We start from the raw sequence: 13,769 nt of genomic DNA, 5'->3' as shown, positions 1-13,769 counted from the left end.
ATTGAGGGTCTGGCCACGCTGGGCGTATCCCGCATCGGACCACTTGCCTCCATTCCCCGTGCACCTTTGGCGCTGCGTTTCGGCCCAGAGGTGGCCCGCAGGCTGGATCAGGCTTTTGGACGCATGGGGGAAGCCATCGTGCCTGTCCGCCCGGTTGATCCAGTGGAAGTCAGCCGTAATTTTGCCGAACCCATCGGCGCGGCCGAGACTATCGCCAAATATATCGGCAAGCTGGTGCCGCTGCTCTGCCAGGGGCTGGACGAGCGTGGACAGGGCGTGCGCCGCCTCGATCTACTGCTGCATCGTGTCGACAGCCGCACCGAAGCGATCCGCGTGGCGACCGCCATGCCGGTACGCGACGTGAAGCGCCTGACGCGGCTGCTGTGCGAGAAGATCGAGACCATCGATCCGGGGTTCGGCATCGAGCGCATGGTGCTGATCGCCTCACTGGCCGAACCGATGGACCGGCGGCAGACCGTCTCCTCCCTGATCGCCGAGGAAGAGGCCGATGTGTCCGATCTGGTCGACACACTGGCCAACCGTGTCGGCATGCAGGCGCTGTATCGCTTCGCGCCAGTAGAAAGCGATTTGCCCGAACGCTCCTTCTGCCGCGTGCCCGCGCTTGCCCCCGAGGAGACGAAGGAGTGGCCCGAGCACTGGCCTCGCCCTACCCGGCTGCTGGCACGACCGGAACCGGTGCAGGCCATGGCGGAACTCCCGGACCAGCCGCCGCTGTTCTTCATCTGGCGGGGTGTACGACGGAAGGTGAAATGCGCTGACGGGCCGGAGCGCGTGTTTGGCGAATGGTGGAAGAACGACGCGGAACTGACCATCGCCCGGGACTATTTCCGGGTGGAGGATACGAGCGGCGAGCGGTTCTGGCTTTACCGGGCGGGTGATGGTGAGCACGGCGAGACCGGCTCGCAGGGCTGGTTTCTGCACGGGATTTTCGGATGAACACCCCGGTACCGTGCTATGCCGAACTGCAGGTCACAACCTATTTCTCGTTCCTGCGTGGAGCCTCGTCGCCCATTGAGTTATTCGAGCAGGCAAAGGCCCTTGGCATCGAGGCACTGAGCATCTGTGACCGCAACTCTCTGGCCGGAATGGTGCAGGCATACGGAGCCGCGAAGGCTACCGGTGTCCGGCTGGTTGTCGGCTGTCGCATCGACCTGGCCGATTTCCCAGCAGTGCTGGTCTATCCGACCGACCGCGCGGCCTACGGTCGCCTGTGCCGGCTGCTCACCATAGGCAAGGCACGAGCCGGCAAAGGGAAATGCCATCTGCTCTGGGAGGATCTGGTCGCCTGGGGCGAGGGCCTGATCATCGTCATGGTCCCTGACACGGCAGACGATGCCTGCGCTTTGCATCTGCGCAAACTGAAAGACGCCTTTGCCGACCGGGCCTATATGGCGCTGACCCTGCTGCGCCGTCCCAATGACCAGATGCGGCTCTACGAACTGGCCAACCTGGCGCAGCAGGCGCATGTGCCAACCGTTGTAACCAATGACGTGCTGTTCCATACCCATGACCGGCGCATCCTGCAGGACGTCGTCACCTGCATCCGGCATAACACGACCATCGACGAGGCCGGGTTCGTCCGCGAACGTCATGCGGACCGCTATCTCAAACCCCCGCAGGAAATGGCCCGGCTGTTCAGCCGTTATCCGGAAGCGGTGGCTCGCACCGTGCAGATCGTCGAGCGCTGTCACTTCTCTCTGGATGATCTGGCCTACCAGTATCCCGATGAAGTGTCCGTTCCCGGCCAGACGCCCCAGCAGGCATTGGAAGCGCTGACATGGGAGGCCGCAGCCCGCACCTATCCTGAAGGTATCCCGGACGAGGTTCGCAAAAGCCTGAACCATGAACTCGGCCTGATCGGGCGCATGGCCTACGCACCGTATTTCCTGACGGTGAACAGCATCGTCCGCTATGCCCGCAGCCAGGACATTCTCTGTCAGGGACGTGGATCGGCGGCCAATTCTGCCGTCTGTTACGTGCTCGGCATCACGGCCATTGATCCCGCGCGCAACTCCCTGCTGTTCGAGCGCTTCGTCTCCGAAGAGCGGGGCGAGCCGCCGGACATCGATGTCGATTTCGAGCATGCGCGACGTGAACAGGTCATCCAGTGGGTCTATGAGCATTACGGACGTGATCGGGCAGCACTGACGGCCGTGGTCATCCGCTATCGCGCCAAGGGAGCCTTGCGCGATGTCGGGAAGGTCATGGGGCTACCGGAAGACCTGATCCGCACACTCTCGGGCCAGATTCATGGTTGGGGCCGCACGCTGGACGATGACGCCCTGACTGACAGCGGTATTGATCTGTCCGATCGGCGCATCCGCCTGACTCTGGATCTCGCGCGGTGCCTGATCGGGACGCCCCGCCATCTGTCGCAACATCCCGGCGGCTTTGTGCTGACGCATGACCGGCTGGATGAACTGGTGCCGATCGAACCCGCTTCGATGGAGGCCCGCCAGATTATCGAGTGGGACAAGGATGATATCGACGTCCTGAAATTCATGAAGGTCGATATCCTGGCGCTTGGCATGCTGACCTGCATGAAAAAGGGGCTGGATCTGCTGGCGGAGCACAAGGGCCAGCATTTCACCCTCCAGACCCTCCCTGCCGAAGATCCCCGCACCTACGCCATGATCCGCAAGGCGGACACTATCGGCGTGTTCCAGATCGAGAGCCGGGCACAGATGTCCATGCTGCCACGGCTCAAACCGCGTGTGTTTTACGATCTCGTCATCGAGGTCGCGATTGTTCGACCTGGTCCCATACAGGGAGACATGGTCCACCCCTATCTCCGAAGGCGCGAAGGGATCGAGCCGGAAGACTATCCCACCCCGGAACTGGAAAAGGTTCTGAAAAAGACGCTTGGCATCCCGCTGTTTCAGGAACAGGCGATGCAGGTCGCCATGATCTGCGCCGGGTTTACAGCCGCCGAGGCCGATCAGTTGCGGCGGGCCATGGCGACGTTCAAGAACACTGGTACCGTCTCTCAGTTTCAGACACGCCTGATCAATGGCATGCGCGCCAACGGGTATGATGAGGAATTCGCTGAACGGATCTACCTGCAACTGGAGGGCTTCGGGTCTTACGGATTTCCTGAGAGCCATGCGGCCAGTTTCGCCATTCTGGCCTATTCGTCATCGTGGATGAAATGCACCCATCCGGACGTGTTTCTGGCCTCGCTTCTGAATTCCCAGCCTATGGGGTTCTATGCCCCGGCGCAACTTGTCCGCGATGCGCGGGAACATGGCGTGGAAATCCGGCCCGTTTGCGTCAATGCCTCGCGCTGGGACAGCACGCTGGAAGGACCGGAAAGCCCCAACGGGATGTTCGCCGTGCGACTGGGCATGAGCCTGGTGAAGGGACTGGCCAATGATGATGCGGCCCGGATTGTTGCCGCACGAGACTCCCGTCCCTTTACATCCATTGATGATCTGTGGCGTCGGGCGGGTGTGAAGGCGGCAGCCCTGACCCATCTGGCCGAGGCCGATGCGTTCCGGCCCTCGCTTGGGCTGGCCAGGCGCGAGGCGCTCTGGGCGATCAGGGTCCTGCGCGATGAACCGTTGCCGCTGTTCGCGGCAGCCCAGATCACGCGGGAAGCTGAAGAACCGGATGTATTGCTCCAGCCCATGCGCGATGGGGCCGAGGTGGTGCGGGATTACAACCGACTTGGCCTGACCCTTCGGGATCATCCGTTGACTTTTCTGCGTGAGGATCTTCAGGAAAGGGACATCATGTCCTGTCGGCAGGCACTGGCAGCGAAGGATGGGAAGCGTCTCACCGTGGCAGGGCTGGTGCTGGTCCGGCAGCGACCGGGCTCCGCCGAAGGCGTGGTGTTCATGACGCTGGAGGACGAAACGGCCAATATGAACGTCATCATCTGGCCAGACATGTTCGATGCGAACCGGCGCGTGGTACTGGGCGGGCAGATGCTGGCGGTAATGGGCATGCTGCAAAAGGAAGGTGAGGTCGTGCATCTGGTGGCGAAGGAGATCACCAACCTGTCTGGATTGCTGGCCGATGTCGGGAACCGGTCCCTGCATGAGGTCGGCAGGGCACAACAGGAAGCCAGATCTGAACGGATCACGGTGAAATCAAGAAACTTCCACTAGCCCCTGCGCTTACGTGATAATTCTGCTGGTCAACGATGTCGTCTTTCGCCCTCAAAGCAGAAAAATTCAGCAGAGCTTGCCTGATTTGTTTTTTTTGGTGACCGCTCAAAGTACAGTCACGTCGAAGGTTGTCGAGTTTCGCGGTTGTTTTCTGAGTGGTTGATGAAGCGCGTCGTGAGTAGCAGAACGCCATGAAATAACGCGAGCACTCCAAATGCTTCGGCAAAAGCCTCTGATGGGATATGAGACGGACCGGTTGTCGCGAGCCGCCATCCAAGGAATGTGGCGCACACCGTGGTCAACGTCGGCCCCCCGATCCTTTGCATGATGTTCAGCGCAGTCGTTGCCATGGGAATATCGTCCCGAGCGATCGACGCATACCCCGCGCTCATCGCCGGAATGCCCACGGCTCCTCCGCCACCACCGCGCAGAAGCAGGGCGACGCTGAGCAGGGCGGCATTCAGACCGTTATAGGCGAGCACAGCCAGAATCAGTGTTCCAACCAGCGAAAGCAGCGCGCCGCAACCGGTCAGATCGCGCGCGTCAAACCGGTCACTCAGACGACCAATGAGCGGATAGACGCACATCATTCCCAGGCCCAGCGGCGCCATGAGCAGGCCCGTCCGCTCGGGCGAGACACCGCAGGCGTGGATCAGCCATACGGGTAGAAGCATCTGACCAGCGAACGACACCCCGTTCGTCAGAAACATGATGATCGCCGACACCGAAAAGGCGGGCGCACGCAACAGGCGCAGGTCGATCAGCGCATCGTCGCCCTTGCGTCGCGCGGATCGGATATACAGGACGAACAGCACAAGGGATGCGCTCAGGGTCGCCTGCCCGTAAGGTCGGGCGATGTGATCCATGCCGTAGAGAAACAACACCAGGGCAGGCCCGAGCAGCCCGAGCCCTGTCAGATCGAGCGGACGGGCACGCGCGCCCTCTCTGTCGTCCGGGAGAAACAGGACGGCGAGGACAAAGGCCGCCAGCCCGACCGGCACATTGAGAAGAAAGATCCAGCGCCACGACGCGACGGAGAGGATGGCTCCCGCGACAACGGGTCCGAGAAGCGGCGCGAGCAGAACGGGTGCCGTCATCGCACTCGCAACCCTCGGCATCTGTCGGCCCGCCACACGGGCGACCGTCATCTGCGCCATGGGAGCAAGCAGGCCGCCAGCCATGCCTTGCAGCAGGCGGAACGCGATCAGGGACGGTGCCGACCATGCCAGCGCGCAGAAGCCTGATGTCAGCGTGAAAGCACCGAAGCACCATAAATAGACCGCTCGCCCCCCGAGGCGGCTTACGAGCCATCCGTTCAGCGGCAACGTCAGGGCGAGCGCCAGCAGATAACCGCTGACCACCCATTGAACGCTTGAAAACGGCGCGTGCAGGGTCCTAACGAGATCGGGGAGCGACACGTTGACGATCGTGGCGTCCAGTTGCGCCATGAAAGACCCGATCGCCGCGACGCTCACGATTTTCCAGGTTCCGGGAGGCAGTTGATCCGAGCCTTGGGCTGGCAACGACGTTCCGGCGTTCATGAATGATCTCGCCGGGAACCGCGAGACGCGCAGATGTCCGCCATTCGCTCACGCATCCAAGGCAATCGCCTCGCTGGTCGTCACGCGGCCAAGACGAGGAAAAATCTCCTCGCAGGCAAAGCGCTGCATCTCTTCGGTGAATGTGGACATAACATCCTCGGCGAGCACGACGTTGTATCCATGCTCATGAGCCCCCCTGGCGGTGGACTCCACGCCCAGATTGGTCGCGATTCCGCCCAGGACGATGGTGGTGATGCCGCGCCGCCGCAACTGAAGGTCGAGATCCGTGCCGTAGAAGGCACCCCATTGCCGTTTCGTGATACGCAGATCATTCGGTCCGGCGAGCCCGTCAACCAGTTCGGTCCAGTCGGGAGCAAAGCCTCCGGGCGGCGAAAAGGAGCGATCGACGACCGCATGCACCGCGTCCGCGAAATCGGGCGCGAACGCGACATTCACCAGAATGACGGGAGCACCGGCGGCCCGGAAACGCGCCGCGAGTTCTTTCGATCGTTCGACGATCGTGGCCCCCGGTATCGGGGCCAAAGGCAGTCCCGTGATTCCCTTCTGGAGATCGATCAGGACGAGGGCCGTCCGGGTGGGCGGAAGTGAAATCATGGCGTGAGCTTCCCTGTTGACGTTCGCGCGACCGTCCCGAAGCGTTGTCCAGACCGCACGGAACCGCTAGAAGTTGAGCAGATACTCAAACAGGAGCATTATTTGAGGATGGACTCAAATACGTCAAGAGCAAAACGGACATCTCTTCAGCCGCTACGCTCGGCCGGACGCCAGCGCGTCGAGGAACTGCTCGCGGCTGCGTCCGACCTTATGGCGGAACGCGGTTACGAGGCGACGACCATGGCGGAGATCGCCGCGCGCGCCGGGGCGAAGATCGGCTCGCTCTATCGCTTCTTTCCGAACAAGGAGGCTGTGGCGGACGCTCTGGTGCAGCGGCATATCGCCATTCTGGAAGACGAATACGCAGCACTTGCCAAACGTGCGGCCACGCTTTCGCCGGAAGCGTTGGCGGATATCCTGATCGAACTGCTTGTCACGCTTCATCCGCGTGTGAAATCGCTGTCCGCCCTGATGGAGGCGCGGACTGACAAGATGGAGATCCGCGACCGCGCGCGAGGTCATGCCGTGGCCGGAATTGCGGCGGCGCTGCGCGTGTGTGCGCCGGGACTGGATGAGGCGCTGGCGAAAGACATCGCGGCGGTCGTTCTGAACACCATGAAAGTCTTGCGCGGCATGCTCGCGAACGACGCGCCCACGACGTCGGGCGCGCCCGATGAGTTGCGGCGGATGAACCGACTTTATCTTTCCGACAGGCTGGCGCCGTTCCGGCGCGGTGCAGACAGCGCAACGGATGGAAAGACACGCTAAATGCGAACCGGAGACGAAGCCACACTTTCCCGGTGTGATGCGTCCTTCGACTGACGGCGCGAGAGATCGGCCGCACTTGCGAAGTGCGAGATGCGCAGCGGCGGCTTCCGCCTACATCCCGGTCATACAGGCGGTTGGGAGAGTTTCCCGAAAGCCGACATGAATCCATCCGACGCTCTGCCGGCAAAGGCGGATAGCGGATTTGCGCATGCATTCTACCCAGTCGAGGCTCGAATCTCACTAGGCGGGCCGGAACCAGATGAGAACTACGTCTACGCCATAGCCCTCTAAAGCCCCCTTTTGGGACTGAGTCGCCATCCATGGTGCCGTTACCTAACGGCTGTTTATGCCATAATCTGCCGATGGTCTGTTGACGTTGGATCAGCGGGACGAACGTTCAGTTTCAGGTTAGCGATCTGCACCCTACGTGTTTAGTCCCGGGATTTGATGGATTGGGTTGATGATGAATCGATCTGGTTCTGAAGTCCATATTTTGCAGATGTATTCATAGGGTGTGAGGCCTTTGAGTGTCTTGAGCCTTCGCCCGAAATTATACGCGGCGATGAAGTCATTGAGGTGCGTCCTCAACTGCTCATGGCTGTCGTAATGGAAGCGTTTGACCGTTGCTTCCTTGATCGTCCGGTTCATTCGCTCGACCTGACCATTGGTCCAGGGGTGATTGGGTTTTGTCAGGCGATGCTCGATCCCGTTAGCCTCGCAGATCATGTCGAAACGCATGGAACGTGACCATGCCGAGCCCCGGTTGCGGGGCTGTTCGGCGAACTGGATGCCGTTGTCCGTCAGGATAGTATGAACCTGATAAGGGACGATGCGCAGAAGATATTCGAGAAATTCCCAGGCTGTCCGTCTGTTGGCTTTGTCCACAAGCTGCGTTACCGCAAACTTGCTTGTGCGATCTATACCGACGAAAAGGTAAAGCTTTCCTTCGGCAGTCTGGACTTCGGCAATATCGAGGTGAAAGAACCCGATCGGATAGCGCTTGAAGTGCTGCCGTTTTGGCTTGTCTCCTTCGACATCAGGCAGGCGTGAAATCCCGTGACGCTGAAGACAGCGATGCAGGGCCGAGCGTGTCAGATGTGGAATGGTGGCCTGCAATGCGTAAAGGCAATCATCCAACGGCAGTAAGCTATGCCGACGGAAGGCCACGATCATCGCTTCGTCAGTCTCGGACAGAACCGTTGAGCGCGGCGCTTTGGGACCTGTCTTCTGATCCTCGACAGTCTGACGCTTCCGCCATTTCGCCACCGTTTTCGGGTTGATCCCGAACGCCTCGCTCAGCGCCGCGAGCGAAGCCTGCGATCGCTGTATTGCTGCTCGCACGGCGTGCGTGGTCGTGGCGCTCCCATGACGTATCTGTCCCATAATGCTTCCTTCCACTCGCGTGAAAATATCACACCATCAAACCCCGGGACTAAACATCTAGGCTAGCCGAGACGGATGGATTTGCAACAGACAGGTTCCAGCGCAAGCCGGGATATGGTGCCGTTAACCGTGTCTTCACCACCGCCAGAGGGCGAAGCGAGCAGATCGTCAGAAGAGAAGCTTCCTGAGATTGGCGTAGATCAGGGCCTTAGTCTCGGTTTCGTCCAATCCTAGCAAAGCGGCCAGTGGAGCGAGTGCCCGCCCCGCATCTGTAGGCTCAGCCGCACGATCCCCTACCTTAGTAAACGGACCGTCCGTTTCGGTCAGGAGACATTCACGCGGCAGGGATCGCAGAAATGCCGTTTTACCTTCCTTGGCGAGCATCTGTTCGTTGATCGAGAAATAGCACCCGAGATCGGCCGCACGGCGTGCTTCCGCTGCCGAGCCCGTGAACCAGTGTAGCACCACCTTCCCGCGATCGGACGGCATGTGAGCCTCGACCATATCGAGGACGATCTTCGCCGACCGTACGCTATGGACCGACAGGATCTTGTTACCGGCTTCGGCACAAGCTTCCAGTACGTGGGCGAAGACCTTCTTTTGCACGTCGAACGAGCTATAGTACCGAGGTCCCGCATCGAGGCCGACTTCGCCGACATAGCGCGTCTCGGGCAGCAACCTCTCCCATAAGCCTATCTCGGCTGCCCTTTCGCCCACAAGCTGAGGATGGAGGCCGAGGCCCGCGCGCACATATTTCGTCGCTCCCGTCACTTCCGCGTTCCGCCGCCACGCCTTAGGCGTCGTCGTCACCGTGAGGGTGAAGACGCCTGCGCGTTCGCAACGCTCGACCGCGCGCTCGAAATCTGGATACAGGTCGAGGTGACAATGGAAATCTACGAGATTGCTCATCCCCGCCCTCTACCTCGGACGCGTGCGAACGCCATCCAGCAATCGCCCGACTTCCTCCAGACCACGCGCGTAGACCCCTGCCATGCGGCCTTGGTCATCCAGATCATGGTCGTAGAGGGGGCCGGGTTTATGGATGAGGATCTTCGCCAGGTCGGGTCGGTCGCGGAGCCGCGCGATCGCCAACTGAAACGAGCGGACCTGTACGCCTTCTGCTTCCGCGCTGTTCAGCGGGCGCTGGCGCAGGTCCTCGAGGAAGTACCTCGTCGGATCGCCGTCCGGCATCGATGCCCGCCGGATGAGGCACGGAACGCAGTATCCGCAATGTCCTTGAGCATAGCCCGCCCACCGCAGTTTCGCGGGGGACGAACAGGAGATCGATTTGTCGGCGATCGTCATGAGGAACGGCTTGTCCGCGCAAGCGTCGACCATCTCGCCCTTGGTCATCGCCCAATAAGGGTTTGACAGTGACCCATCGATGCCGAGCGCGGCGATGATCTCGCGCCAGCGCGCCATATAGAATGGGTGTGTCGTTCGGGTACTAAGTGCCCCGAGACGTAGCGGATCGAGCGGTACGTTAAGCGCGATAAGGCCATTTTCGGGCACTTTGAGGTCGAATGGCCGACGCAGCGCCGTTCCGGCCGCAACACCGAAGGCGAAGAACAGAAACGATCGCGCCCTAGTCGACGTCTCCGATCCGACGCCTTCTGCCAAGTCATGCGCGAAGACCATCGGCAGCCTCACCCATTCGAAACGACGCTGCGGGAATTTCGCCTTGAGCGCCGCGTGGCAAAGATACTGCGCTTTGCTCCCCGCACCTTCGCCAGCATGGCTCACCAGCAGGGGCCGCTCATCGGCCGCGAGGCTATCGATGGCGCCGATCAAGCTATCGAGGCCGCCCGAGAAGAGGTTCACACCCCCGAGATCCGTATTGAGCAGCGGCGCGTCGCCACCGAGCCTTCCCTTGCCCACTGGCCGGGTGCGGAACTCAATCTCCCATCGGTCGCCGCTCAGGAAGCCTAATGCGCGGTCGATCACCGGTCGTGCCCTTTCCCACGCGGCGACGTCACTGACTGGCAACGAGATGCGTATCTCGCGGGTCCAGCCGTCCTGGGCTTCGGTCGCGCGAGCGATCCGCGTATCCGCCGCGTAGACGAGGGCGCCAAGCGCCAGCAGGTCGATGCCGATCTCATTGGGGACCAGATCGAACTTGCGCAGCTCATTGAGCGCCGTCTGTACCCCATAGGCCATCCCGCCTGCGTTCAGGAGCTGGACGTCGGATCGGACTTCGTCGATCCGCGTCAAGACAGTAGGGTCGTCCGTGGGTCCCAATTTGCCGACGAGGAGATGACGCTTCATCGTGCCGCCTCCGCATCGCCCATCGCTTGGAGGATCTGGAAGGCATCCTCGTAGACCGATGTCACGAAACCGTTGATCTGGTCGGGTGAAAGCGTCTGGATGTTACTACCGGAACGCGCCACTGCGTCGGTTACGCCGCGCTGGATGAAATCGTGCAGCATATCCTCGACCTTCTGGGCTGCCGCCGGGTTCGCGGGCAAGGCCACCGCCTTGGTCCCGATGTCATTGCAGATGCGGGCTTCGATCGTGTGCGCCACATAAAGCTCAAAGACCGTTGTCATCTGCTCGGAGGTCAAACCATCGATGTCAGTGATGCCGGCTTCGGCTAGGTCGGCGATCGTCTCTATGAAAGCGTTGCGCGCGATGCCTTGATCTATCGACCCATCTTCCGGACAGACATAGTCCGCCAGCCCCGCGAACACTTCCTCGATAGGACGTCCGGCGAGCGCGGTGAGATTAAGCTCCCGCAAGGTCTCTGCGATCCCGTTGGCCTGCACCGATTGCAGCATCCGGACCACGTTGCCGCCGGACGCGCGAGCGGTGCCCATCCGCTGCGCTGCGCGGCGCGGGCTCCCCATGGACGAGCGCACATAACCTGATACCGCCCGGCCCAGACTGCGCCGATCGGTGCCGCCAGAACGCGCAAACGTCGTGAAATTGGCGCGCGGGGCCGTGAAGCGACCTGCTGCACCCGGTGGCGGGAGTGGCGGCGCGGCGGGCGCAGGTTCGCCATCACCGCTGTTGCCATCGGCACCATCCTGCCCATCGCCTGCGTCATCACCGGCCCCACCGTCCCGGTCGCTGTCGTCGACGAAGGTGGGCACCAGCGGGCGATCGTTATTGGGGCCGTCGAAGGTCGAGGACGTGCCCATCAGCCCTTCGCCCTCGTCCGCAGAGCGGCGGTCGCGCTCGCGGCCAGCGCCGGATTGTCGGTAGCCTTGCTCCATCGCTCCAGCAGAGTCTGGAAGCGCCGTCTTTCGGCGTCTTCGGTGATCACCTCCGACCAACCCGCGACGATCCAGGGACCGCTTGAGGCGGGCAGCGTTCCGAGCATGTCCAAGAGAGCCGACTGAAGGTGCGGTTGCGTACGCACGAGGATCGTCGCGCCGTCGATGCCGGCGGGTGGCCGCGAGAAATCACCCGCACCTAGGATTCGCCGACGCACATAATCGAAGACGAGCGAGGCTTCGGGCTTTGCGAGCGCCCGCAGTTCCGCATCCATTCCCGAGACGGCCATGCGACGGCCCATCAGCCGTTCGACGACCGCCGCCAGCGGGCCGAGGGCGGAGGCTGCTGCGAGATAGTCCTTCCGGTCCTTGGTGACGAACAGATACGGACGCAAATCAACATTGCTCAAGGGCGGCTGAAGCTTCGCCCACGCCTTGATGACGTCCGACGCCTGCCATTGTGTCAGGACCGGATTTTCGACCGTCGCAGGCTCGGGGGCGGCGACAGCCTTGGGGGGCACGACTTTCTTCCCTTCCCCGCCTGCCACAAGTGGTGCAGGGGCCCGAGCCGTTTCGGGTTTGGAACCTTCCTCGAGGACAGCGAGGTCTTTGCAACGACCATCGGGATCGTTCGCCGACGCGAGGCCGATCTCGTCGAACAACGTGGGGATGAACCGTTCCGCTAGCATGAGCTTGGCCAGCACCGGCAATTTGACCGCAGCCCCGAAGCCTCGCGCGTCCGCCGTCCGCTCGCGGAGCAGCAAGCTGTTGAGGAATCGCTTGATCTGCCGCGGATTGCCGGACGTCCCACTAGCCAGCAGCGGCACGATCTGTTCGGTCAGCACGAGATCGTCCGCAACATCCTTCGCGCGCGCACCGAGCGCAGCTTGGACCGCGGCACCATCGAACCCCGTCGGATCCCATGGGCGCTTCAGCGCCTCGCGCGCCACCGCCACCAACGCCTTGAATTGCGCGTCTTCGTCACCGAGCCGTGCGCCCACGAGGAGCAAGGTCACATAGATATGCGTCTCAACCCCGCCGAGCGCCGGGATGCGAAACGGGATCTGGATGAGCTTCTCGAGATAATTGCGCGCATAATCACGCGGACCGGTGGTATCCGGTAAGTCGGGGAAGTGCTTACGCACCGAATATTCGATCATCGCCTCGTCCGCCGCGATGACGAAGGCGGTGCGGTCCATCATCACGAACAAGCGCATCGCTTCAAGCGTCTCGATCGCCGGCTCGGGCAGGCAGCGGTCGAGATCGTCGATCAGGACGACCAACTGCTTCAGTCCAGCGCGATTTAGCAGTTCATCGAATGCCTTACGGAATTCCTCGACTTCCTGCGGGACCCGCCGACTTTCCTTCTCCTTCAATAACCCTTCGGCACCTTCTATGACCTTGTTTATCTGCTCCTTGTCGGCATACTTGGCCGGGTCCGCGAAGAAGCCTTTCACCATGCCGACGACCGCGCCGACATGATCGGGACTGGGCAAACCCGACATCGCGGTGAACGCGAGCCCACCGCCCATCCGCGCTACCTTGAGCCAGTCAATGCGCTTGACGACATCCTTGACGGCATCGGCTGCCTTCGTCGTCAGCGACCTCTTCTCGATCAGCTGCGTGACCACGCCTTCAATCAGCGCGATCTTCGCATCCTCTAATCCCTGGAACCGCCATGCGTTGAACTTAATGCACAGCGTCTCATCATGATCGGCGAACGACGCTTCGATCATCTCCAGCACGCTTGATTTGCCCGCTCCCCAGTCACCGTGGACACCAACGGTGACGGCGCGCTCGGGATCTTCGGTAATGAGGCCGACAATAGTCTTGGCGATCGCATCGTTGTTCAGCAGATCGAAAGTGGTCTCGTTGTCCGCAAGCAGCATTTATTCCCCCGAGAGAGACGGTTTGGGCCAGCCGTCTCCGAAAGCTATCCTGCATCTTGCGATGACTAGATCAAGGGGTGTCGGTATTAAAGCCAAGAGGAACCAGGCAACTGCCTGATGAAAATTGGCCGTGCGAAGGACATGCACCGAAGGCAAAAGGCCGCTTCCGCCCTCATCCCGGACATGCCAGGCAGTTGGGAGAGTTGCCCAAAAGCCGACATGACTATTGCA

Annotated in this window: 10 protein-coding genes; 3 read left to right on the top strand and 7 right to left on the bottom strand. The window is 61.4% G+C overall.

Annotated features, from left to right (window positions below):
* Positions 1-957, top strand: a 957-nt coding sequence (locus B7G66_RS06465; RefSeq protein WP_048858934.1) for a DUF6504 family protein, incomplete at its 5' end; no start/stop codon positions are given.
* Positions 954-4,130 carry an error-prone DNA polymerase gene (locus tag B7G66_RS06460; protein WP_003618845.1) on the top strand — a complete coding sequence of 1,059 codons (3,177 nt, stop codon included), beginning with the start codon at positions 954-956 and terminating at the stop codon, positions 4,128-4,130. The genes B7G66_RS06465 and B7G66_RS06460, both read left to right, overlap by 4 nt.
* Positions 4,131-4,246: 116 nt before the next feature.
* Here the strand turns inward: B7G66_RS06460 and B7G66_RS06455 are convergent, their stop codons facing one another.
* Together B7G66_RS06455 and B7G66_RS06450 are read right to left on the bottom strand one after the other, a co-directional pair.
* Positions 4,247-5,671, bottom strand: a complete 1,425-nt coding sequence (locus B7G66_RS06455; protein ID WP_040510590.1) for a DHA2 family efflux MFS transporter permease subunit — start codon at positions 5,669-5,671, stop codon at positions 4,247-4,249.
* A gap of 48 nt (positions 5,672-5,719) precedes the next feature.
* The gene (locus tag B7G66_RS06450) at positions 5,720-6,286 is read right to left on the bottom strand and encodes a hydrolase (RefSeq protein WP_003618841.1); all 567 of its coding nucleotides are present in this window, start codon (positions 6,284-6,286) and stop codon (positions 5,720-5,722) included.
* Between the two features lie 108 nt (positions 6,287-6,394).
* Here B7G66_RS06450 and B7G66_RS06445 point away from each other — a divergent pair, with 108 nt between their 5' ends.
* A complete protein-coding gene (locus B7G66_RS06445; RefSeq protein ID WP_040510588.1) occupies positions 6,395-7,054 on the top strand; it encodes a TetR/AcrR family transcriptional regulator in 660 nt (219 codons plus the stop codon).
* Positions 7,055-7,477: 423 nt separating this feature from the next.
* On the opposite strand, the gene B7G66_RS06440 is transcribed toward B7G66_RS06445, so the two are convergent.
* The 5 genes from B7G66_RS06440 to qatA all read right to left on the bottom strand — a co-directional run bounded on the left by B7G66_RS06440 (position 7,478) and on the right by qatA (position 13,538).
* On the bottom strand, positions 7,478-8,437 hold the full coding sequence (locus tag B7G66_RS06440) for an IS481 family transposase (RefSeq protein WP_003618838.1): 960 nt from the start codon (positions 8,435-8,437) through the stop codon (positions 7,478-7,480).
* A 168-nt stretch (positions 8,438-8,605) separates the two neighbouring features.
* Positions 8,606-9,346 carry a Qat anti-phage system TatD family nuclease QatD gene (qatD, locus tag B7G66_RS06430; protein ID WP_003618836.1) on the bottom strand — a complete coding sequence of 247 codons (741 nt, stop codon included), beginning with the start codon at positions 9,344-9,346 and terminating at the stop codon, positions 8,606-8,608.
* Positions 9,347-9,355: 9 nt separating this feature from the next.
* Positions 9,356-10,702 (bottom strand): Qat anti-phage system QueC-like protein QatC, encoded by a 1,347-nt coding sequence (qatC, locus tag B7G66_RS06425; RefSeq protein ID WP_003618835.1) that lies wholly within the window; start codon positions 10,700-10,702, stop codon positions 9,356-9,358.
* On the bottom strand, positions 10,699-11,574 hold the full coding sequence (qatB, locus tag B7G66_RS06420) for a Qat anti-phage system associated protein QatB (RefSeq protein ID WP_003618833.1): 876 nt from the start codon (positions 11,572-11,574) through the stop codon (positions 10,699-10,701). The genes qatC and qatB overlap by 4 nt, the downstream gene beginning before the upstream one ends.
* Entirely contained in the window at positions 11,574-13,538 is a 1,965-nt protein-coding gene (gene qatA / locus B7G66_RS06415; protein ID WP_003618831.1) for a Qat anti-phage system ATPase QatA, read from the bottom strand. The genes qatB and qatA overlap by 1 nt, the downstream gene beginning before the upstream one ends.
* Between the last annotated feature and the right edge of the window lie 231 nt (positions 13,539-13,769).

Source organism: Novacetimonas hansenii JCM 7643 (assembly GCF_000964405.1).
Lineage (GTDB): Bacteria > Pseudomonadota > Alphaproteobacteria > Acetobacterales > Acetobacteraceae > Novacetimonas > Novacetimonas hansenii.
Note: the sequence above shows the minus strand (reverse complement) of the source record. Positions and strands in the feature narration are given on the sequence as shown.

Bases quoted from the DNA above. Each gene is read 5' to 3' on its own strand.
- B7G66_RS06460 (WP_003618845.1), top strand. From the start codon at position 954: ATGAACACCCCGGTACCGTGCTATGCCGAACTGCAGGTCACAACCTAT.
- B7G66_RS06455 (WP_040510590.1), bottom strand. From the start codon at position 5,671: ATGAACGCCGGAACGTCGTTGCCAGCCCAAGGCTCGGATCAACTGCCT.
- B7G66_RS06450 (WP_003618841.1), bottom strand. From the start codon at position 6,286: ATGATTTCACTTCCGCCCACCCGGACGGCCCTCGTCCTGATCGATCTC.
- B7G66_RS06445 (WP_040510588.1), top strand. From the start codon at position 6,395: ATGGACTCAAATACGTCAAGAGCAAAACGGACATCTCTTCAGCCGCTA.
- B7G66_RS06440 (WP_003618838.1), bottom strand. From the start codon at position 8,437: ATGGGACAGATACGTCATGGGAGCGCCACGACCACGCACGCCGTGCGA.
- qatD (WP_003618836.1), bottom strand. From the start codon at position 9,346: ATGAGCAATCTCGTAGATTTCCATTGTCACCTCGACCTGTATCCAGAT.
- qatC (WP_003618835.1), bottom strand. From the start codon at position 10,702: ATGAAGCGTCATCTCCTCGTCGGCAAATTGGGACCCACGGACGACCCT.
- qatB (WP_003618833.1), bottom strand. From the start codon at position 11,574: ATGGGCACGTCCTCGACCTTCGACGGCCCCAATAACGATCGCCCGCTG.
- qatA (WP_003618831.1), bottom strand. From the start codon at position 13,538: ATGCTGCTTGCGGACAACGAGACCACTTTCGATCTGCTGAACAACGAT.